The sequence below is a fragment of the Streptomyces sp. x-19 genome (assembly GCF_046549115.1).
Lineage (GTDB): Bacteria > Actinomycetota > Actinomycetes > Streptomycetales > Streptomycetaceae > Streptomyces > Streptomyces albulus_C.
This window is the reverse complement of record NZ_JAJPWK010000006.1, coordinates 346,610-366,433: the sequence shown is the minus strand read 5'-3', so window position 1 is coordinate 366,433 and position 19,824 is coordinate 346,610. Positions and strand designations below refer to the sequence as shown.

Genomic DNA, 19,824 nt, shown 5'->3' with positions numbered 1-19,824 from the left:
CTCCGGTGTCAGGCGCCTCAGCGGCTCTGCTGGGCCGGCACGCCACGGGAGACCGACTCGTCGTCGCCGGGCGCACCGGCGGCGGCCACCGCCGCACCGGTCAGCGTCGCCAGCATCTCGCGGACGTTGGTCAGCTGCGCGTTGATCGAGTCGCGGCGGTTGGTGAGCGCCGCGAGCTCGCGCTCCGATTCGCTGCGGATCCGGTCGGCCTTGGCGTTGGCGTCCGCCACGATGTCCTCGGCCTGGCGCTGCGCCGTCTCCACCGTCTGCCGGGCCCGACGCTCCGCGTCCGTCCGCAGCTTCTCGGCCTCCAGGCGCAGCTGCTCCGCCCGGTGCTCGATCTCGGCCAGGCGCTTCTCCGCCTTCGCCTGACGCGAGGCCAGGTCGCGCTCGGACTGCTCGCGGCGCTTGGCGAGGTTCGTCTCGAAGTCCGCGGCGGCCTGCGCGGCCTTGGCGCGGGTCTCCTCGAAGAGGGCGTCCGCCTCCTCCCGCTTGGACTGGGCGTCCTTCTGCGCCTCGGCACGCAGCGTGGACGCCTCGCCCTTCGCCTTCTCGACGATCCGCGCGCCCTCGTCCTCGGCCTTGGACTTGCGCTCGACCGCGAATGCCTCCGCGTCGTTGCGGACCTGCTGGGCGGCCGACTCGGCCAGCTCACGGTGCTGCTCGGCGGCCCGGCGGGCCTCCTCGCGCAGCTCCTTGGCCTCCTCCTCCGCAAGACGGAGGATCTTCTCCACGCGCGCCCCGAGGCCCGCGTAGGAGGGTTCGGCGTCGGTGACCTGGGCCTGGGCGTTCTGCGTCTCGAGGTGCAGCTCCTCGATGCGCTTCTCCAGCGAGGTGATACGGGCCAGCGCACTGTCGCGGTCCGCGACCAGTTTCGTAATGCGGTCATCCACCTGACCGCGGTCGTACCCACGCCGCACGAGCTCGAAGCCGAAGGGGGAGGAAGTGTCGCTCATGGGGTTCCTGTCGAAAGAGACCGGTGAGGTGATAAGGAGAATCCTAGGGGTCTTAACGGCGTGTCATCGAGTCATTGCGCGTTTGAAGTGGAGAATGACCCCTCATTTGAGTGGCTACCCCTCAGACTGCTTGCCACTCGAACGAGTTGTCCCGGCCCCCGCGGCAGCCTTCGCCGCCCCTTCCTTCCCGTCCCCGCCCTGCGTCGGCACCTCGAACGACTCCAACGCCTCCAGGACGTCCTGCACCCGGGAGATCTCGGTGTTGATGTCCTTGCGTCGGCGCGCCAGCACCTCCAGCTCCCGCTTGCCCTCCGCCACGATCCGCGCGGCCTCCTCCTTGGCGTCGGCACGCATCTTGTCCGCGTCCCGCACCGCCGCGCCCTTCTTGTTCTCGGCCTCCTTGATCAGGCCCTCGGCCTTCTTCACCGCGGCGATCCGCACCTTGCTCGCCTCGCTGTTGGCGTCGGCCATCAGCTTCTCGGCCTTCTCCTCGGCCTCCGTCTGCTGCGCGGTGGCCTGCGCGATCAGCTTGTCCACCCGCTCGCCGGCGTTCTTCATCGCCTCGGCCGACTCGCGCCGGGCACGCTCGTGCAACTCCTCCACGTCGGACTCGACCCGGACCCGCAGTTCCTCCGACCGATCCCTTATGGCCGTCGCGTCCCGCCGCGCCTCACCGAGCAGCGTGTCCGCATCCGTCCGCGCCTTCTCCACGCGGGCGTTGCCCTCGGAGGTGGCCTCGCGCACGATCCGTTCGGCCTCCTTGCGGGCCGCCCCGACCATCAGGTCGGCCTGCTCCTCCGCGCCGGTCGCGGTCTTCAGCGCCTCCTCCTGCGCCTTGGCGATCAACTGGTCGGCCTGTTCGGCCGCGTCGCCACGGCGCTTGGCGGCGTCCTTGCGCGTCTCGTCCAACAGCCGGTCGGACTCCGCCTGTGCCTCGGCCCGCTGCCGCTCGGCAGCCGCCTCGGCCTCCTCGCGGACCTTCGCCGCCTCCGCCCGCGTGCGGGTCGCGTGCTCCTGCGCCGCCGTGACGGTCTCCGCCGCCTCGGCCCGCAGCCGGTCGGCGTCCGCCGTGGCCGTCGCGAGCATCCGGTCCGCCTGCTCGCGGGCGTCCGCCCGGGCCCGGTCCGCCGCGCGCTCGGCCTCCGCCGACCGCTCCGCCGCCTCCGACCGCAGCCGCTCCGCCTCGCCGGCGGCCTCGGCCACCAACTCGTCGGCCTGCGCCGCCGCGTCCGCCCGCGTCTTGTTGGCCGCCGACCGCGCCTCGTCCGCGACCCGCTCGGCCTCGGACCGCGCGCCCTCCAGCGCCTCGCCCGCCTCGGCCCGCAGCCCCTCGGCCGCCTCCGTGGCCTCGGCCACCAGCCGCTGCGCCCGCTGCTCGCCCTCGGCCCGCAGCCGCTCGGCGGCCTCCTGGCCCTCCCGGACCGCACGCTCCGCGTCGTCCTGCGCCGACGACGTCAGCTCGGCCGCCTCGGTGACGATCCGTTCGGCCTCCGCCCGCGCCTCGGTCAGGAGCCGATCGCACTGCTCGGCCGCCTCCGACCGCATGCGGTTGGCGTCGTCCCGCGCCTCGGCCCGGGCCCGCGCCGCGTCCTGCTCCGCCGACGCCAACGCGTCCGACGCGTCGGTACGCAGCTGCTGCGCCTTCGCCGTCGCGTCCCCGACCGCCTTCTCGGCCTTCGCGGTGGCTTCGGAGACCAGTCGGTCGGCCTGCTCGGCCGCCTCCGAGCGCGCGGTGTTGGCGTCCCGCCGCGCCCCGTCCAGGACCTCCGCCGCCTCGGCCCGCAACTCCTCGGCCTTCGCGGTGGCTTCGGCGACCAGTCGCTCGGCCTCGGCGGTGGCTTCGGAGACCAGTCGGTCGGCCTGCTCGGCCGCCTCGGAGCGCGCGGCGTTGGCGTCCCGCCGCGCCCCGTCCAGCACCCCGGCCGCTTCCGACCGCAGCCGCTCGCCCTCGTCGATGGCCTCGTCGACCGTCCGCTCGGCGAGCGCCTTCGCGGCGTCCGTCGCCTCCTGGGCCTCGGCCCGCACCCGCGCCGCGTCCTGGGACGCGCGCTCCCGCTCCGCGTAGGCGTCCGAGCGGACCCGGTCCGCCTCCGCCTGCGCCTCCGACGTCGTGCGCTCCGCGGCGTGCTCCGCCGCCGAACGCAGCCCGGCGATCTCCTCGTTGGCCTGCTCGTGCAGCCCCGCCACCGCGTCGCGCACCTGCTGCGCGGTCTGCTCGGCCGCCGCCACCAACTCGGCCGCCCGCCGGTCCGCCTCCTCGACCAGCCGCTCGGCCTCGGCCTGCGCCTCACTGACGCGGGTACGGGCCGACGCCAGCAGCTCCTCGCTCTGCTCCCGCGCGGCGGTGCGCTCCTGGTGGGACTCCTCGCGCGCCTCGCCCAGCAGCTGCTCGGCCTCCCGGCGCCGCCGCCCGGCCTCCTCCTGGGCCTCGGCGAGCGCCTCCGCGGCCTCCGTGCCCGTGCGCTCCGCGGCGGCAGCCGCCTCCGCACGCACCCGGTCCGCGGTCTCCTGCGCCTCCGCCTTCAGCCGCTCGGCCTCCGCCGCCGCCTCACCGCGCAGCCGCGCCGCCGCGGCTTCGGCCTCCGACCGCGCCGTCGACGCGTCCTTCGACGCCTCCGACCGCAGCCGCTCGGCCTCCTCCTCGGCCTGCTGCTGGAGCGACCGCCGCCGCTCGGCGGCCTCGGCCTTGAGCCGGGCCGCCTCCTCCTGCGTCTCCCGACGCAGCCGCTCGGCCTCGGACCGCGCCTCGCGCAACGACTCCTCGGCCGCCGCCAGCTTCTCCTCGGCCTCGCCGCGCAGCCGGTCCAACTCCGCCTGGGCCTCGGCCCGCCGCTCCTCGGCGGCCTCCTCGGCCTCGCCGCGCAGCCGCTCGGCGCTCTCCTCGGCCTCGCGCGTCAACTCCTCGGCGGCCTGCGTGCCTTCCAGCAGCAGCTGCTCGCCCTCGGTGCGCGCCCGCTCCAGCGCCTCCTCGGCCTGCCGGCGCAGCGAAGCCGCCCGTTCGATGGCCTCCGTCCGCACCCGCTCGCTCTCCGCGACCGCGCCCGAACGGGTCTCCTCCGCGTCCGACTTGGCCTTCGACAGCAGCTCCTCGGCGGTCCCGGCCGCCTCCTCGATCTGCTGAACGGCCTCCCGGCGCGCCTCGCTGCGGATCCGCTCGCCCTCCGCGACCGCATCCGCCCGCAGCTGCTCGGCCTCGCCGCGCAGCCGCCGCGCCTCCTCCTGGAGTTCGGCGGTCTTGGCGCGGTACTCCTTGGTGTCGTTCTTCGCCGCGCCCTTCAACTGCTCGGCGGTGTCGTGCGCCTGCTCGCGCAGCCGGTCCGCCTCCGCCTCGGCCTCCCGGCGCAGCCGTTCGGCCTCCTCGGCAGCGGCCTTCGTGGTCGCCTTGGCGTCCTCCGACGCCTTGGTCACCATCTCCTCGGCGGCCCGCGCCGCCTTGGCCAACTGCGCCGCGGAGTCCTCCGCCGCCTTCGACCGCGCCGACTCGTGCGCCTCGGAGAGCAACCGCTCCGACTCCGCCCGGGCGTCCGCCCGCAGTTGCTCGGCGTCCGCCCGCAGCGCCTCGGCCTCCTTGGTCGCCTCCGCGACCAACCGGGCGACCTCCGCCTTCGCCGTGCGCGAGCGCTGCTCGTTCTCCGACTCCGTCGCCGACAACCGCTTGCCGGCAGCCTGCTGGGCCTCCTCGACGAGCTTCTCCGCCTCGGCCCGCGCCTCCCGCAGGGCCGTGTCGGCCTCCTGCACCCGCGCCTCGGCGGTACGCGTCAACTCGGCCGCCTGACGGCGCGACTCCTCCGACTCCGCACCCGCCGTCGTCCGCAGCTGCTCGGCCTGGTCCGTGGCCTCCTGGGCCTGGCTGGACGCGGCGTTCAGCAGCCGCTCGGCGTCCGTGCGCGCCCGGCGCAGGATGGATTCGGCTTCGCTCCGCGCCTCCTCGGCGGCGGCACCCAGACGCTCCCGGGCCCGATCGGCCAACCGCTGCGCCTCGGCCCGCGCCGTCGCCAGCGCCTGCTCCGCCTCGGCCCGGGTCTCCTCCATCAGCCGACGGGCCTGCGACTCCGTGCGCGCCCGCAACTGCTCCGCCCACGCCACGTTCTCGTTGACGTGCGACTCGACCGTCTGCCGACGCTCGTTCAGCTCCTCGTCCAACCGCTGCCGGCGGGTGACGGCCTCGGCGTGCAGGTCGGCGTCCAGCCGGGCCTGCCGCTCGGCCGCCTCCTGCAACAGCCGTTGGGTCTGCGCCCGTGCCTCGCGGACCTCCCGCTCGGCGTCCGAACGCAGCTGATCCGCCTGGATCTGCGCGTTGCGCAACAGCTGTTCGGCCTGATGGCTGAGGTTGTCGTAGGCAGGCCGGGACGCGAGGTTGCGACGCGCCTCGTGGAGCTTGGCACGCAACACCTCGACCTGATAGCCGAGGTCGTCGGCGTGCTGGACGGCCTTGTCCCGCTCGGTCTTCAGCCGCTCCATCTCGGCTTCGAACTGCGAGAGGTGGTCGGTCTCAGCCCGCTGACGCTCCTGGCGCTCGTTGCCCCGCACTGCGCGGTCCCATCCGTCCCCTGGTCATGGCGGCGGCCGGCTCCGGCACTGCGGCGCGTATCCCGTACCCGTCACGGCGTACCGGACCCGCGCCCTCGGAGCTGACCCTTCCGAAGAAATGGTGTCAGATCATCGGCAGAGTATGGACCGAGCCCCACTCTCTTACCCCGGCCGAAGCTGCACTCTACCGGCCGGGGAAGGCGAAGGTCAGTGGTCAGTCGCCGCCGGAGCCGCCGCGGTGACGAGTTCGGTCAGCACGCCGTGGCAATCCTTGGGGTGCAGGAAGGTGATCCGGGACCCCATCGAACCCCGGCGCGGCTCGTCGTACAGCACCCGGACGCCCTTGCTGCGGACGTCCGCGGCCACGCCGTCGACGTCCGCCGTTCCGAACGCGATGTGGTGCACGCCCTCGCCGTTCTTGGCCAGCCACTTGCCCACCGCGGAGTCCTCCCGGGTCGGCTCCAGCAACTGGAGGTACGAGGCACCCCCGTCCGAGGTCTCGTTGATCTTGAGCATCGCCTCGCGGACCCCCTGCTCCTCGTTGACCTCGGTGTGGAACACCTCGAAGCCGTACGTGGCACGGTAGAACTCGACGGTCTTGTCGAGGTCGAGACAGGCGATCCCGATGTGGTCGATTCGCGTCAGCATGGCTCCAGTGCACCGCTCGCACGGCTGGTTACGCAACGTGCGCGCGATCACACCCGCTTGCCGGTGACCCGGCGACTACCCCTCAGTACATTGACGGGAACCCTCGTTAACTTCCCGGCAAAGGAAGGCCGCATCGTATGTCTGCAACGAACGGCACCACCTCCGTGATCGTCGCCGGAGCGCGCACCCCCATGGGCCGCCTCCTCGGCTCGCTGCGCAGCTTCTCCGGCGCCGACCTGGGCGGAGTGGCCATCAAGGCGGCGCTGGACCGCGCGGGGATCGGCGGCGACCAGGTGCAGTACGTGATCATGGGCCAGGTCCTGCAGGCCGGGGCGGGGCAGATCCCGGCGCGTCAGGCCGCGGTCAAGGCCGGCGTCCCCATGAGCGTCCCCGCGCTGACCGTCAACAAGGTCTGCCTCTCCGGCCTGGACGCCATCGCGCTGGCCGACCAGCTCATCCGCGCCGGCGAGTTCGACGTGGTCGTCGCCGGCGGCCAGGAGTCCATGACGAACGCCCCGCACCTGCTGCCCAAGTCCCGCGAGGGCTTCAAGTACGGCGCGGTGGAGATGCTCGACGCGATGGCCCACGACGGCCTCACCGACGCCTTCGAGAACATCGCCATGGGCGAGTCGACCGAGAAGCACAACACCCGTCTGGGCCTCGGCCGCGCCGAGCAGGACGAGGTCGCCGCGCGCTCCCACCAGCGGGCCGCCGCCGCCCAGAAGAACGGCCTGTTCGAGGCCGAGATCACCCCGGTGGAGATCCCGCAGCGCAAGGGTGACCCGGTGCTCTTCAGCAAGGACGAGGGCATCCGCGGCGAGACCACCACCGAGACCCTCGGCAAGCTCCGCCCGGCCTTCGCCAAGGACGGCACCATCACCGCCGGCAGCTCCTCGCAGATCTCCGACGGCGCCGCCGCCGTGGTCGTCATGAGCAAGGCCAAGGCCGAGGAGCTGGGCCTGGAGTGGATCGCCGAGATCGGCGCGCACGGCAACGTCGCCGGCCCCGACAACTCCCTCCAGTCGCAGCCGTCCAACGCGATCAACCACGCCCTCGCCAAGGACGGCCTCAGCGTCCAGGATCTTGACCTGATCGAGATCAACGAGGCGTTCGCGGCGGTCGCCGTGCAGTCCATGAAGGACCTCGGGGTTTCCCCGGAAAAGGTGAATGTCAACGGCGGCGCCATCGCCCTGGGCCACCCGATCGGCATGTCCGGCGCCCGCATCGTGCTGCACCTCGCGCTGGAGCTGCGGCGGCGCGGCGGCGGCACCGGCGCGGCCGCGCTGTGCGGTGGTGGCGGTCAGGGCGATGCGCTGATCATCCGGGTACCGGGCAAGTAACGGGTCGTGCCGTCCCGCGTCACCGGGCGCGGGACGGACCCGGCGCCGCGCACCGGCCGGGCGGCGGCGCGCGGCGCGCAGCAGCGCGTACCAAGCCAGTGAGTCGAGGTCGAAGGAGCCGAGCGCGATGGTGGACGTCCCCCAACTGGTGGCACAGGCCCGGGAGGGCCGTCCGAGGGCGGTGGCCCGGCTGATCTCCCTCGTCGAGGGGGCGGCGCCGGAGCTGCGCGAGGTGATGGCGGCGCTGGCGCCGCTCACCGGTGGCGCCTACGTGGTCGGGCTGACCGGGTCGCCCGGGGTGGGCAAGTCCACCACGACGTCCGCGCTGGTCACCGCGTACCGCAAGGCCGGCAAACGGGTCGGCGTGCTCGCCGTCGACCCGTCCTCGCCGTTCTCCGGCGGCGCGCTGCTCGGCGACCGGGTCCGGATGAGCGACCACGCCTCCGACCCCGGCGTCTACATCCGCTCCATGGCCACCCGCGGGCACCTGGGCGGCCTCGCCTGGGCCGCGCCGCAGGCGATCCGGGTGCTGGACGCGGCCGGTTGCGAGGTGATCCTCGTCGAGACCGTCGGCGTCGGCCAGTCGGAGGTGGAGATCGCCTCCCAGGCCGACACCAGCGTGGTGCTGCTGGCCCCGGGCATGGGGGACGGCATCCAGGCCGCGAAGGCGGGGATCCTGGAGATCGGCGACGTCTACGTGGTCAACAAGGCCGACCGGGACGGCGCCGACGCCACCGCCCGCGAGCTGAACCACATGCTGGGCCTGGGGGAGTCCCGGGCGCCCGGCGACTGGCGCCCGCCGATCGTCAAGACCGTCGCGGCGCGCGGCGAGGGCGTCGACGAGGTCGTCGAGGCACTGGAGAAGCACCGGGCCTGGATGGAGGAGCGGGGCGTGCTGGCCCGGCGTCGGCTGGCCCGGGCGTCCCGGGAGGTCGAGACGATCGCCGTCACGACGCTGCGCTCGCGGATCGGCGACCTGTCCGGGGACCGCCACCTGGGCGCGCTGGCCGAACGCATCGTCGCCGGCGAGACGGACCCGTACCGCGCGGCGGACGAACTGGTGGCGGGCCTGACGAACGGCGGCTAGGCGCCGGTCCGGGCCCCGGGGGGGGGATCAGGGGTTGCCGCGGTGCCGGCGGAGGTGGTCGGCGACCGGGGCGAGCGAGGACTCCAGGGAGTCCAGGGACTCGGGCGCGAACAGGTCGATGAAGTGCCGGCGGACGGAGGCGACGTGGTGCGGGGCGACCCGGCGCATCGTCTCCCAGCCCTCGTCGGTGAGGACGGCGTAGAGCCCGCGGCGGTCCGACTCGCAGCTCTCGCGGCGCACCAGGCCGCCGTTCTCCATGCGCGTGATCTGGTGCGAGAGGCGGCTCTTGGACTGCAGCGTGCTGGCGGCCAGGTCGCTCATCCGCAGCCGGTGGTCCTCGGCCTCGGAGAGGTTGACCAGGATCTCGTAGTCGTTGTTGGTCAGGCCGAACGGCTGCAGATCGCGCTCCAGTTGGTGCATCAGCAGCCTGCTGACGTCCAGGTGGGTGCGCCAGGCGCGCTGCTCCTGGTCGGTCAGCCAGGGAGTGTCGCTGTCAGTCGTCATGGATGAATTCTACCCGTGAAAGTTGAATAGTGAATTAGTCATGGCGTGTGACATCTGCGGAGGTCGGCCGGCCGGGACCCGCGGTTGGTCAGACGTTCGAGGTCACCGTCCGCAGACTACCGTTCACAGCCCGAAGCGGCGCTGGAGCCCCCCGAGGCCGCCGGGCAACTGCGGTGCTTGTGAGCCACTTTCCGGGGTCGGGACGCCGCCGCCCGGCACGCCCTCCTCGGCCGGCAGCGCGCCCGTCGCCCGCTCCGGCATCAGCTGCTCCGACGACTGCAACAGGACCGTGCCGGCGCCGGTGAACTCGAACTGGTGCTCCTCGCCGGAGGCCCCGCCGATGCCGGTGTGGGCGCGCAGCCCGCCCAGGAAACCCCGCAGGTACTGGTGGTCGTAGTGGTGGCAGGGGGAGGGGCAGTCGGCCCAGCCGACGAGGGCCTGCGGATCGACCCGGACCGGGGGCTCCACGAAGACCACGGGACCGTTGGACGCGGCCACGAACTTGCCCGTGCCGATGAGGGTGAGGAAGCCCGGGATGATCGATTGCTTCAGCGACAGAGATGGCTGAAACGCGAGCACGTTGCCGGAGCGAATGGTGAGGTTCCCCTCATCCAGGTCGTAGGAGTTGATGTCGAAGGACCGGTCCGCCAGCAGCATCTTCCCGCGGCCCTCGGCCACCACCCAGTCCGCGGCGTGCAGTGGCGAATGGAAACTGCCGGCGATGAGGTGGTCCAGGCGGCCGTGCCCGATGCCGTGGAAGTCGATCTGCCCGTAGTAGGCGATCATCTTCCCCTTCTGCAGGAACCACTGGCCGTCCAGGTCGACGCTGAAGGCGTAGGGATTGACGTTGTCGTCGACGGGGAGGGTGTGGACGTCGTGGATCACGGGACCGGTCACAGCTTCTCCTCCGACGCCTGTACGTAGACGGTGCCCTGGCCGGACAGTTCCAGTTGGAACGCCTCGCCCGAGCCGCGGCCGATCATCTCGCGCCAGCCGATGGCGGTGGACAGGCGGTTGCGGACCTCGCCCCGGTGCGCGACGTACGCCTGCGGGTCGACGTGGACCGGGCGCTGCGGGGTGATCGGCAACTCGATGACGCCCCCGTGGGCCATCACCGCGACCGAGCCGTGGCCGGCCAGGGTGGTGGTGAACAGGCCCTGGCCGGTGACCTGGCCGCGGACCATGCCCATCACCCCGCCCTGCGCACCCATGAACATCGTGCCCTGGGAGAGCGAGCCGTCGAAGGCCAGCAGGCGGTCGGCCTCCACGTAGAGCGTGTCGCCGGTCAGGTCGACGACCTGGACGTGGTGGCCGCCGTGACCGAACATGACCGTGCCGTTGCCCTCCACGGTCATCAGGGGCGTCGCCTCACCGGCGATCCGGCGGCCGAGCATGGAGCCGAGGCCGCCCTGACCGCCCTGGATGTTCGGGGTGAAGGTGACGTCGCCGCGGTAGCCGAGCATCGCGCCGCGCTGACTGAACATCCGCTGCCCGGGGGCGATCCGGGCCTGGACCATGCGGGAGTTGAGGGTCGTGAACGGCATCAGACCTCACCGCCCACGGTGTTGCGCTCGCTGGGCTGCACGTAGACCAGTCCCTCGCCCTCGAAACGGATCTGGAACGCCTCTCCGGAGCCCTCGCCGATCAGCGTGCGGAAGTTCACCCCGGACTGGAAGTGCTGCTTCAACCGGCCGGTGTGCGCGATGTACGCGCCCGGATCGACCTGGAGCGGGTACTGCTTGGTGACCCGCAGCACCACGGCCGGGCCGTCGGAGGTCAGCGCGGCCTGCCCGTGGCCCTCGACGGTGGTGGTGAACAGGCCGTTGCCCTGCGAGGCGCCGCGCAGCCCGGTGAACGTCGTGCCGGTGTGCAGCGCCGCCTCGGTGCACAGCAGGTTGCTGGCCTCCACGAACAGCTTCTCGCCCTGGAGCCGCACCAGGTTGATCTCGCTGGCGCGGTCGGCGAAGTAGCAGGTGCCCTGGCCCTTCACCTCCATCACGGTCATCTGCTCACCGGTCAGCCGCCGGGTGACCATGCCGCGCAGGCCCTCCCCGCCACCGGTCATCTTCTTGAAGGTCATCTGGCCGTCGTACGCGACCATCGCGCCGTTCTTCGCCTTGACGGCGTCGCCCGCGAGGTCGACGGCGAGCACTTTGCTTCCCTGGAGCCGAAACTGAGCCACGCGACAGACGGTATCCGGCGGCGGCCGGCCCGGGCAGGGCTTTCGTCCCGGAGCCGACCCCGCGCCGCCCGCCCGGGCCGGACCGGCGGCCCCCGGTGCGGTGATCGTCGGCGCGGCTGTAACAATGGGGCGGATGCTTGTGAACTCTTGCACAAGCATGTGTGACGCCTCCCCTCTCCGCCCGAACGAGGTTCCCGTGGACATCAAGACCGCCGCTGCCCTGCACCGACTGCGCCTGGCATCCATCCCGGAGGCGCTCTCCTTCCCGGCACTGCTGATATTCGGCACGGGCTTCCGGATCTTCCTGGGCTACGACAAGCTCGTCATGCCGCTCGGCCTGCTGCACGGCATCCTGTTCACGATCTTCGTCGTGCTGCTGCTGGACGCCTGGAACCGCACCAAGTGGCCCTTCAAGCGGGTCGCCTTCTTCTTCCTCCTCGCGGTCCTGCCGTTCGGCGGCCTGTACGCGGACAAGGTGCTCAAGCGCGAGGAGGCGGCCGGCGTGATCGCCGCCCGCGCCCGCCGGGAAGGTACGGTGAACGCATGATCGTCGCCTTCTCCGTGAGCCCGCTGGGCGTCGGCGAGGACGTCGGCGAGTACGTCGCCGACGCCGTCCGGGTCGTCCGCGAGTCCGGCCTGCCCAACCGCACCGACGCCATGTTCACCTCCATCGAAGGTGAATGGGACGAGGTCATGGACGTCGTCAAGCGCGCGGTGGCCGCCGTCGAGGCGCGCGCCGGGCGGGTCTCGCTGGTCCTGAAGGCCGACATCCGGCCGGGCGTCACCGACGGCCTCACCTCCAAGGTGGCGACCGTCGAGCGCCACCTGGCCGGGGGCGAACCGGGCGCCTGAGCCCCCGCGCCGTCAGCCGCCGGCCAGGAGGGCCAGGCCCAGCGGCGTCCGCTCGTAGAGCACTTGGTGTCCGTGCCGGCGCGAGGTCAGCAGCCCGGCGTCGCGCAGCACGGACAGGTGCGCCGAGACCGACGAGGCGGCCAGCCCCAACCGGTGGGCCAGCGCCGAGGTCGTCGCCGGCGCGTCCAGGGCCGTCAGCACCGCGGCCCGGTTGCCGCCCAGCAGCCGGGCCAGTGCCGGACCGCCCGTCGGCTCCTGCCACAGTCCGCCGATCCCGCGCGCCGGGTAGATCACCGTCGGCTGCCACGGCGGATCGAAGCCGCTGATCACGTCCGGCCAGACGAACACGCTCGGCAGCAGCAGCACGCCCCGGCCGTCGAGGTCCTGGAGCTGAGCGAAGTCCGTACGGGTGCGGACGGTCAGCGTGCCCGCGTCCGACCAGGACACCCGCGGATGCAGATCGGCGAACAGGCGGCGCAGCCCACCGCTCGCCAACTGCCGCGACCGGTAGGCGATCTCCGCCTCCAACAGCGCGCGCAGCCGCGGCCAATCGGGCGCCAGCAGGGCCTCCCAGGCCCGTTCGGTGACGTCCGCCAACTCCTGCACCGCCCGCGCCGGGTCGGCCAGCGCCGCCCGCCCGCGCGGCGAATCCGCCGCCCCCGGCGTGCAGGCCAGTGACTTGGCCATCTCGGCCCGGGCCAGCGCCGGATCGGTGGCCCGCAGGCGCGCCAGCTCCGCCGCGAAGTCCGCCAGCGGCGCGTCCGGCGGCCGGCCCAGGAAATCGGGGGTGTAGCCGGGCCGCGAGGACGGCATGAACAGCCACAGCGGCGACGGGTCCAGCTCCGCCGTCCGCTCCCGCATCCGGCGCAGCCACGGCAGGTGGTAGCCGTGCCGGTCGGTGCGCCGCAGGGTCCGCAGCGCCTCGTGGGTCTCGCACAGCGGCGAGATGGCGAACCGGATCCGCAGCAGGTCCTCCGCCCCGAAATGCAGTTCCAGCGGCACCGCCCGGCCCCCTCCCCGAATTCGGCTGGAGCCGAAACACTACGGCCCGTCGGGTCCGCTCGGCAGCCTGACGCCATGCCGACGCCTTCCGGGCCCGCACGGCCGGGCCCCGCTCCCGCCTGCCCGCCCGTCGCCGCCCCGCCCGCCGCCGGCCCGGGCTACCGCGCCGTCTTCGCCGTCCCCGAGTTCCGCGCCGTCTTCGCCGCCCACCTGCTGTCCTCCCTGGGCGTGGTGGTCTGCGAGCTCGCCCTGTCCGTCCTGGTCTACCGGCTGACCGATTCGCCGCTGCTCAGCGCGCTGACCTTCGCGCTCGGCCTGCTGCCGTACGTCGTCGGCGGCACCCTGCTGTCGGCCGTCGCCGACCGCTACCCGGCCCGCCGGGTGCTGGTGCTGTGCGACGCGGTGTGCGCGGCGGCGGCCGCGGCGATGGTGCTGCCGGGCACGCCGGTGGCGGTCCTGCTCGTGCTGCGCTGCCTGATCGCGGCGGTCGCACCGGTCTTCGCGGGCACCCGGGCCGGAACGCTCGGCGAGATCCTCGGCGAGGGCGAGCTCTTCGTCCTGGGGCGCTCGCTGGTCCGGATCGTCAACCAGGGTGCGCAACTGGCCGGGTTCGCGGCCGGCGGGCTGCTGTTGGCCGCCGTCCCGCCGGGCGCGGTGCTCGGCCTCACCGCCGCGACGTTCACCGCGTCGGCGCTGCTGCTGCGGCTGGGGACCGCCGTCCGCCCGGCGCGGGGGCGGACGCCCGGCGCGCTGGTGGGCGCCTCGTTGGCCGGCACCCGGCGGCTGCTGGACGACCGGCGGATCCGGGCGCTGCTGCTGCTGACCTGGGTGCCGCCGGCCGTCGTGGTCGTCCCCGAGGCGCTGCTCGTCCCCTACGGGGGCCTGCTGGGGGTCGGGCCGACCGGGCAGGGGCTGTTGCTGTGCGGGATGCCGGTCGGGGCGGTGGTCGCGGAAACCCTGGTGGGGACGTTCCTCGGGTCGCGTGCCCGGACCCGGCTGACGTTCCCCCTGGGGGTGTTCGCGGTGCTGCCGTCCCTGGGGTTCGCGGCCCGGCCGTCCTGGGGGTGGGCCATGGCGCTGCTGGTCCTGACCGGCACCGGCATCGCCTACAACTTCGGCGTGGACCGGTGGTTCGTCGCCGCCGTCCCCGAGGAGCTGTTGGGGCAGGCGATGACGGTGATGCAGGCGGGCCGGATGACGAGCATGGGGCTGGCGATGGGGCTGGCCGGAGTTGCCGCGGAGTACGCCCCGCTGCCGGTGGTGATGGCGGCCGCGGGGGCGGTCGGGGCGGTCGTCGTCCTGGCGGTGGTCGCGGAGGTCCGGCGGTCCGGGGCGCGGGCGGCGGGGGCGGCGGGGGACGGTCGCGGACCGCTTCACCAGACCGAAAGTTGAGACGGGGCTGACCAACATATGACCGCCGGGTAGGGTCGGAAGCGTGCCGAAGCCGCTCAGCCTTGCCTTTGACCCCATCGCGCGCGCCGACGAGCTGTGGAAGCAGCGATGGGGCTCCGTGCCCGCCATGGCCGCGATCACCTCGATCATGCGGGCCCAGCAGATCCTGCTGTCCGAGGTGGACGCGGTGGTCAAGCCGTACGGGCTGACCTTCGCCCGCTACGAGGCGCTGGTGCTGCTGACCTTCTCCAAGGCGGGCGAGCTGCCGATGTCGAAGATCGGCGAGCGCCTGATGGTGCACCCCACCTCGGTGACGAACACCGTGGACCGGCTGGTGAAGTCCGGGCTGGTGGCCAAGCGGCCGAACCCGAACGACGGCCGGGGCACCCTGGCGTCCATCACGGAGAAGGGACGCGAGGTGTGCGACGCGGCCACCCGCGACCTGATGGCGATGGACTTCGGCCTCGGGGCGTACGACGCCGAGGAGTGCGCCGAGATCTTCGCGCTGCTGCGCCCGCTGCGGGTGGCGGCGGCGGACTTCACCGACGACTGAGGCTGCGGAACGGGGTTTCTCCAGGTCATTGCCCTGGTTCCCCGCGTTGGCCGGGCGGGTCCGCGAAGCGTCTTCACGGGCTGCCGGCGCTTGCGTGGTCCCCGCGTCCGCGGGGGATTTCCGGACGGTTACGCTCGTATCCATGAAATCCAGCGTGCTGACCCGATACCGGGCGATGGCCTACATCACCGCCGTGATGCTGCTCGTGCTCTGCGCCTGCATGGTGTTCAAGTACGGCTTCGGGATGGGGAAGGACCTGACGCTGGTCGTCGCCCAGATCCACGGCGTCCTCTACATCATCTACCTGGTCTTCGCCTTCGACCTGGGTTCCAAGGCGCGCTGGCCGTTCGCCAAGCTGCTGTGGGTGCTGATCTCCGGCACGATCCCGACCGCCGCGTTCTTCGTGGAGCGCAAGGTGGTCCGCGAGGTCACGCCGCTGCTGGCCAAGGACGCACCGGAGCCGGTCAAGGTCTGACGCCCGCCGCTCTCCGGCACCCCCGTGGTGCCGTGCCGCGCCCCCCTGAGCCCCTCCCGTCCCACGGGAGGGGCTCAGGCGCGTCCGGGGCGCGCCCGGCCCCGAGGAAGGCGTTCCCGGCCCCAGGAAAGGCGTGCCCGCCCCGTGCCAGGCCGGCTCCGGGCCCTTAAGGGGCTACCCCGAGGTCGATTCAGGGGCGCTTCCCATCGACAGATACTAGGACGTCCTAGTAAATTCGTGGGCATGGACGCTGACGCGATCGAAGAGGGCCGCCGCCGCTGGCAGGCCCGGTACGACTCCGCCCGGAAGCGCGAGGCAGACTTCACCACGCTCTCCGGTGACCCCGTCGAGCCGGTCTACGGGCCGCGCCCCGGCGACGCGGTCGAGGGCTTCGAGCGGATCGGCTGGCCGGGGGAGTACCCCTTCACCCGCGGCCTGTACCCCACCGGCTACCGCGGCCGCACGTGGACGATCCGCCAGTTCGCCGGCTTCGGCAACGCCCAGCAGACCAACGAGCGCTACAAGATGATCCTCAAGGCCGGCGGTGGCGGCCTCTCGGTGGCGTTCGACATGCCGACGCTGATGGGGCGGGACTCCGACGAGCCGCGCTCGCTCGGCGAGGTCGGGCACTGCGGCGTCGCCATCGACTCGGCGGCCGACATGGAGGTCCTGTTCAAGGACATCCCGCTGGGCGACGTCACGACGTCCATGACGATCAGCGGCCCCGCCGTGCCGGTCTTCTGCATGTACCTGGTCGCGGCCGAGCGCCAGGGCGTCGACCCCGGGGTGCTCAACGGCACGCTGCAGACCGACATCTTCAAGGAGTACATCGCGCAGAAGGAGTGGCTCTTCCAGCCCGAGCCGCACCTGCGGCTGATCGGTGACCTGATGGAGCACTGCGCGCACGGCATCCCCGCCTACAAACCGCTGTCGGTCTCCGGCTACCACATCCGGGAGGCGGGCGCGACGGCCGCGCAGGAGCTGGCGTACACCCTCGCCGACGGCTTCGGCTACGTCGAGCTGGGCCTCTCCCGCGGCCTGGACGTCGACACCTTCGCGCCCGGCCTGTCGTTCTTCTTCGACGCCCACGTGGACTTCTTCGAGGAGATCGCCAAGTTCCGCGCCGCGCGCCGGATCTGGGCCCGCTGGATGCGCGACGTCTACGGGGCGCGCAGCGAGAAGGCGCAGTGGCTGCGGTTCCACACCCAGACCGCCGGCGTCTCGCTGACCGCGCAGCAGCCGTACAACAACGTCGTGCGCACCGCGGTGGAGGCGCTGGCGGCGGTGCTCGGCGGCACCAACTCGCTGCACACCAACGCCCTGGACGAGACGCTGGCGCTGCCCAGCGAGCAGGCCGCCGAGATCGCCCTGCGCACCCAGCAGGTGCTGATGGAGGAGACCGGCGTCGGCAACGTCGCCGACCCGTTGGGCGGCTCCTGGTACGTCGAGGCGCTGACCGACCGGATCGAGGCGGACGCCGAGAAGATCTTCGCGCAGATAACGGAGCGCGGGGCACGGGCGGTGCCGAACGGACAGCACCCGGTCGGCCCGATCACCTCCGGCATCCTGCGCGGGATCGAGGACGGCTGGTTCACCGGCGAGATCGCCGAGTCCGCGTTCCGTTACCAACAGGCGCTGGAGAAGGGCGACAAGCGCGTCGTCGGCGTCAACTGCCACGACGGTTCGGTCACCGGCGACCTGGAGATCCTCCGGGTCAGCCACGAGGTCGAGCGGGAGCAGGTGCGGGTCCTCGCGGAGCGCAAGGCGGCCCGCGACGACGCCCGGGTGCAGGCCACGCTGAAGGAACTGCTGGCCGCCGCCCGCAGCGACCGCAACATGATCGAGCCGATGCTGGCCGCCGTCCGCGCGGAGGCGACCCTCGGCGAGATCTGCGGCGCGCTCCGCGACGAATGGGGCACGTACACCGAGCCGGCCGGCTTCTGACCGGCCCGCGGGCCGCCGCCGGGGGCACCGCCGGTGGTATGCCGTCCCTCACCCCGCTCCCTCTTCGGGGGGCGGGGTGAGCGGCATCCGCAGGCGGAAGAGCGCGCCGCCGCCCGGGGCCCGTTCCGCGGTGAGTTCGGCGCCGTGCGCGCGGGCGATCTGACGGGCCATCGCCAGGCCGAGGCCCGAGCCGGGCAGGGCGCGGGCGGCCTGGGCGCGGTAGAAGCGGTCGAAGACGTACGGCAGGTCGTCGGTGGCGATGCCGGGGCCGTGGTCGCGGACGGTGAGGTCCAACGCGTCCGCCACGACGTCGAGTTCGGTCTCGACGGGGCCGCCGGGCGGGGAGAACTTGGCGGCGTTGTCCAGGAGATTGGAGAGCAGTCGGGTCAGCCGGGCGGGGACGCCGGGGCGCGTGGCGTCCGCCGCCCCGGGCGCGATCCGGGCGGTGAAGGCGACCTCCGGCCAATGCTCGCGGGCCGCGGCCACCGCGTGCTCCAGCAGCTCGGCCGGGCGGACCTGTTCGAGCAGCGGCCAGGGCTCCTCGTCGCGGGCGAGCTCGATGAGGTCGTTGACGAGCGTGGTGACCTCCCGGAGCTGACGGGCCAGCGCCCCCGACGCCCGGTTGCGTTGCTCGTCCGTCAGGCGGTCCGCGCGGGCCAGCAGTTCGGCGTTGGTGCGGAGCGCGGTCAGCGGGGTGCGCAGTTCGTGGGAGGCGTCGGCGACCAGGCGGCGCTGGGCGGTGACGGACTGCTCCAGTTCGCCGAGCATGGTGTTGAAGCTGGTGGCGAGCCGGGTGATCTCGTCCTCGTGGCCCGCGGGGCCGGTCGGGAGGTCGATCCGGTGCCGGGGGTCGCGGGTGGTGGCGATCCGCTCGGCGGTGGCGGTCAGCCGGGCGACCGGGGCCAGGCCCGTGCGGGAGACCCAGTAACCCAGTGCGGCGGCCAGCAGGACGCCGGTGCCGCCGACCGCCGCCAGGGCCCACGCGGCCTGGCGCACCCCGCGCTCGACGGTGTCGGAGCGCAGGGCCACCTGGAGCGCCTCGTCCTTGCCGTGCAGGCGGACGGTGTACAGGCGCACGGGGTACCCGTCGACGGTGAGGTTGGTGTAGTAGGGCGCGCGGCGGCCGGCGGCCACCTCGCGGGTGGCGGGGGAGACCGGCAGGGCGGGGGAGCGGCCGTGGGCGTCCCGGGCGGGGTCGGCGGGGATGATCTGGACGCAGGGCACGGCCTGGTAGTGGCAGTTGGTGTCGCCGGCGGTCGGGCCCCAGTTGCGGGTGCGCTGCGCGAGTTGGGTGGCGGTCTGCGCCAGGTTCAGATCGAGCTGACGGGTCATCTGGACCCGGAGGACGAGGAACGCGGCCGCGCAGACGCCCACCGCGACCAGCGCCACCGCGGCGGACGCGGCGAGCGCCAGCCGGGTGCGCAGGGGACGGCGGCGGACCCAGCGGCCGCCCAGGCGGCGCCGGCCGGTCATGTCGTCGACCCGTCGCGTCCGCCCGGGCCGGGCCGGACTCCGGGGCCGCGCCGCCCGCGCCGCCCGTCGCGTGCTCGCGTCACCCGGCTCATGTGCCCTCCGGCCGGTCCAGGCGGTAGCCGACGCCGTGCACGGTGTGCACCAGCCGGGGTTCGCCGCCGGCCTCCAACTTGCGGCGCAGGTAACCGACGTAGACCGCCAGCGAGTTGGAGTCGGGGCCGAAGTCGTGGCCCCAGACCCGTTCCAGGATCGTCTCCCGGGGCAGCACCTGGCCGGGGTGCTGGAGCAGCAGCTCCAACAGCGCGTACTCGGTGCGGCTGAACTCCAGCGGGCGCCCACCGCGGTGGCCGCTGCGGGTGGCGGGGTCGACGACCAGGTCGGCGAAGGCCAGCCGGGCGTCGGCGGTGCCGGCCGCGGCCCGCCGGAGCAGCGCCCGCACCCGGGCGATCAACTCGTCCAGGGCGAACGGCTTGACCAGGTAGTCGTCGGCGCCGGCGTCCAGGCCGTCGACCCGGTCGCTGACCGAGTCCAGGGCGGTCAGGACCAGGATCGGGGTGCGGTCGTCGAGGGCGCGCAGCCGGCGGCAGACCGCCAGGCCGTCCAGCACCGGCATCATCACGTCGAGGACGAGGGCGTCCGGCTGCCAGGTGGCGATCTCGGAGAGCGCGGCCAGCCCGTCGGCGGCGCCGCGGACCGCGTAGCCCTCGACGGCGAGCCCGTCCGCCACGGCGGCGCGGACCTCCGGTTCGTCGTCGACGACCAGGATCCGGGCGGCGACGGGCGGCGGGGTCCCGGGAACGGGTGCGGGGGCGGGGGGTGCGGTCATCTGGTTCCTCCGTGGATGCTCCGCCCTTCAGGGCGGAGAGGAAACGGACTCCTGCGGAGC

General features: G+C 73.2%; 18 protein-coding genes. 8 read left to right on the top strand and 10 right to left on the bottom strand.

Going from position 1 to position 19,824, the window contains the following annotated elements; all coding sequences use genetic code 11:
• Positions 1–17: 17 nt before the first annotated feature.
• The 3 genes from ACLJT4_RS18675 to mce all read right to left on the bottom strand — a co-directional run bounded on the left by ACLJT4_RS18675 (position 18) and on the right by mce (position 6,134).
• The gene (locus ACLJT4_RS18675; RefSeq protein ID WP_016577859.1) at positions 18–956 is read right to left on the bottom strand and encodes a cellulose-binding protein; all 939 of its coding nucleotides are present in this window, start codon (positions 954–956) and stop codon (positions 18–20) included.
• A 114-nt stretch (positions 957–1,070) separates the two neighbouring features.
• The gene (scy, locus tag ACLJT4_RS18670; RefSeq protein ID WP_411123389.1) at positions 1,071–5,486 is read right to left on the bottom strand and encodes a polarized growth protein Scy; all 4,416 of its coding nucleotides are present in this window, start codon (positions 5,484–5,486) and stop codon (positions 1,071–1,073) included.
• Positions 5,487–5,693: 207 nt separating this feature from the next.
• Positions 5,694–6,134, bottom strand: a complete 441-nt coding sequence (gene mce / locus ACLJT4_RS18665) for a methylmalonyl-CoA epimerase (protein WP_411123388.1) — start codon at positions 6,132–6,134, stop codon at positions 5,694–5,696.
• A 164-nt stretch (positions 6,135–6,298) separates the two neighbouring features.
• Here mce and ACLJT4_RS18660 point away from each other — a divergent pair, with 164 nt between their 5' ends.
• Together ACLJT4_RS18660 and meaB are read left to right on the top strand one after the other, a co-directional pair.
• Positions 6,299–7,474 (top strand): acetyl-CoA C-acetyltransferase, encoded by a 1,176-nt coding sequence (locus ACLJT4_RS18660; protein WP_411123422.1) that lies wholly within the window; start codon positions 6,299–6,301, stop codon positions 7,472–7,474.
• 127 nt (positions 7,475–7,601) lie between these two features.
• Positions 7,602–8,561, top strand: coding sequence for a methylmalonyl Co-A mutase-associated GTPase MeaB (meaB, locus tag ACLJT4_RS18655; RefSeq protein ID WP_016570486.1), 960 nt, complete (start codon positions 7,602–7,604; stop codon positions 8,559–8,561).
• Positions 8,562–8,588: 27 nt separating this feature from the next.
• Here the strand turns inward: meaB and ACLJT4_RS18650 are convergent, their stop codons facing one another.
• The 4 genes from ACLJT4_RS18650 to ACLJT4_RS18635 form a co-directional block, all read right to left on the bottom strand.
• Positions 8,589–9,065, bottom strand: coding sequence for a MarR family winged helix-turn-helix transcriptional regulator (locus ACLJT4_RS18650; protein ID WP_016570485.1), 477 nt, complete (start codon positions 9,063–9,065; stop codon positions 8,589–8,591).
• Positions 9,066–9,188: 123 nt separating this feature from the next.
• Positions 9,189–9,962 carry an AIM24 family protein gene (locus ACLJT4_RS18645; protein ID WP_411123387.1) on the bottom strand — a complete coding sequence of 258 codons (774 nt, stop codon included), beginning with the start codon at positions 9,960–9,962 and terminating at the stop codon, positions 9,189–9,191.
• Positions 9,959–10,609 (bottom strand): AIM24 family protein, encoded by a 651-nt coding sequence (locus ACLJT4_RS18640; protein ID WP_411123386.1) that lies wholly within the window; start codon positions 10,607–10,609, stop codon positions 9,959–9,961. Before ACLJT4_RS18640 ends, ACLJT4_RS18645 begins: the two co-directional genes overlap by 4 nt.
• The gene (locus tag ACLJT4_RS18635; RefSeq protein WP_275462902.1) at positions 10,609–11,247 is read right to left on the bottom strand and encodes an AIM24 family protein; all 639 of its coding nucleotides are present in this window, start codon (positions 11,245–11,247) and stop codon (positions 10,609–10,611) included. Before ACLJT4_RS18635 ends, ACLJT4_RS18640 begins: the two co-directional genes overlap by 1 nt.
• A 196-nt stretch (positions 11,248–11,443) precedes the next feature.
• Between ACLJT4_RS18635 and ACLJT4_RS18630 the strand changes: the two genes are divergently transcribed.
• Positions 11,444–11,794 (top strand): DUF3817 domain-containing protein, encoded by a 351-nt coding sequence (locus ACLJT4_RS18630; RefSeq protein WP_016570481.1) that lies wholly within the window; start codon positions 11,444–11,446, stop codon positions 11,792–11,794.
• On the top strand, positions 11,791–12,099 hold the full coding sequence (locus ACLJT4_RS18625; protein WP_016570480.1) for an MTH1187 family thiamine-binding protein: 309 nt from the start codon (positions 11,791–11,793) through the stop codon (positions 12,097–12,099). Before ACLJT4_RS18630 ends, ACLJT4_RS18625 begins: the two co-directional genes overlap by 4 nt.
• A gap of 12 nt (positions 12,100–12,111) precedes the next feature.
• Here the strand turns inward: ACLJT4_RS18625 and ACLJT4_RS18620 are convergent, their stop codons facing one another.
• A complete protein-coding gene (locus ACLJT4_RS18620; protein WP_411123385.1) occupies positions 12,112–13,101 on the bottom strand; it encodes a DUF5937 family protein in 990 nt (329 codons plus the stop codon).
• A 75-nt stretch (positions 13,102–13,176) separates the two neighbouring features.
• Between ACLJT4_RS18620 and ACLJT4_RS18615 the strand changes: the two genes are divergently transcribed.
• The 4 genes from ACLJT4_RS18615 to ACLJT4_RS18600 all read left to right on the top strand — a co-directional run bounded on the left by ACLJT4_RS18615 (position 13,177) and on the right by ACLJT4_RS18600 (position 17,465).
• Positions 13,177–14,493: an MFS transporter gene (locus ACLJT4_RS18615; protein WP_411123384.1), complete on the top strand. Its 1,317-nt coding sequence runs from the start codon at positions 13,177–13,179 to the stop codon at positions 14,491–14,493.
• A 43-nt stretch (positions 14,494–14,536) separates the two neighbouring features.
• Positions 14,537–15,046, top strand: coding sequence for a MarR family winged helix-turn-helix transcriptional regulator (locus ACLJT4_RS18610; RefSeq protein WP_016574639.1), 510 nt, complete (start codon positions 14,537–14,539; stop codon positions 15,044–15,046).
• Between the two features lie 142 nt (positions 15,047–15,188).
• Entirely contained in the window at positions 15,189–15,521 is a 333-nt protein-coding gene (locus tag ACLJT4_RS18605) for a DUF3817 domain-containing protein (RefSeq protein WP_233661247.1), read from the top strand.
• A gap of 243 nt (positions 15,522–15,764) precedes the next feature.
• Positions 15,765–17,465 carry a methylmalonyl-CoA mutase gene (locus tag ACLJT4_RS18600; RefSeq protein WP_016571404.1) on the top strand — a complete coding sequence of 567 codons (1,701 nt, stop codon included), beginning with the start codon at positions 15,765–15,767 and terminating at the stop codon, positions 17,463–17,465.
• A 48-nt stretch (positions 17,466–17,513) separates the two neighbouring features.
• On the opposite strand, the gene ACLJT4_RS18595 is transcribed toward ACLJT4_RS18600, so the two are convergent.
• Both ACLJT4_RS18595 and ACLJT4_RS18590 read right to left on the bottom strand, forming a co-directional pair.
• Complete coding sequence (locus tag ACLJT4_RS18595; protein WP_411123383.1) at positions 17,514–18,938, bottom strand: ATP-binding protein; 1,425 nt, start codon at positions 18,936–18,938, stop codon at positions 17,514–17,516.
• A gap of 88 nt (positions 18,939–19,026) precedes the next feature.
• Positions 19,027–19,764 (bottom strand): response regulator transcription factor, encoded by a 738-nt coding sequence (locus tag ACLJT4_RS18590; RefSeq protein WP_411123382.1) that lies wholly within the window; start codon positions 19,762–19,764, stop codon positions 19,027–19,029.
• Between the last annotated feature and the right edge of the window lie 60 nt (positions 19,765–19,824).

Excerpts from the sequence above, each read along its gene's own strand:
- ACLJT4_RS18675 (WP_016577859.1), bottom strand. The coding sequence starts at position 956 with ATGAGCGACACTTCCTCCCCCTTCGGCTTCGAGCTCGTGCGGCGTGGG.
- mce (WP_411123388.1), bottom strand. The coding sequence starts at position 6,134 with ATGCTGACGCGAATCGACCACATCGGGATCGCCTGTCTCGACCTCGAC.
- meaB (WP_016570486.1), top strand. The coding sequence starts at position 7,602 with ATGGTGGACGTCCCCCAACTGGTGGCACAGGCCCGGGAGGGCCGTCCG.
- ACLJT4_RS18650 (WP_016570485.1), bottom strand. The coding sequence starts at position 9,065 with ATGACGACTGACAGCGACACTCCCTGGCTGACCGACCAGGAGCAGCGC.
- ACLJT4_RS18640 (WP_411123386.1), bottom strand. The coding sequence starts at position 10,609 with ATGCCGTTCACGACCCTCAACTCCCGCATGGTCCAGGCCCGGATCGCC.
- ACLJT4_RS18625 (WP_016570480.1), top strand. The coding sequence starts at position 11,791 with ATGATCGTCGCCTTCTCCGTGAGCCCGCTGGGCGTCGGCGAGGACGTC.
- ACLJT4_RS18615 (WP_411123384.1), top strand. The coding sequence starts at position 13,177 with ATGCCGACGCCTTCCGGGCCCGCACGGCCGGGCCCCGCTCCCGCCTGC.
- ACLJT4_RS18605 (WP_233661247.1), top strand. The coding sequence starts at position 15,189 with ATGAAATCCAGCGTGCTGACCCGATACCGGGCGATGGCCTACATCACC.
- ACLJT4_RS18600 (WP_016571404.1), top strand. The coding sequence starts at position 15,765 with ATGGACGCTGACGCGATCGAAGAGGGCCGCCGCCGCTGGCAGGCCCGG.
- ACLJT4_RS18595 (WP_411123383.1), bottom strand. The coding sequence starts at position 18,938 with ATGACCGGCCGGCGCCGCCTGGGCGGCCGCTGGGTCCGCCGCCGTCCC.
- ACLJT4_RS18590 (WP_411123382.1), bottom strand. The coding sequence starts at position 19,764 with ATGACCGCACCCCCCGCCCCCGCACCCGTTCCCGGGACCCCGCCGCCC.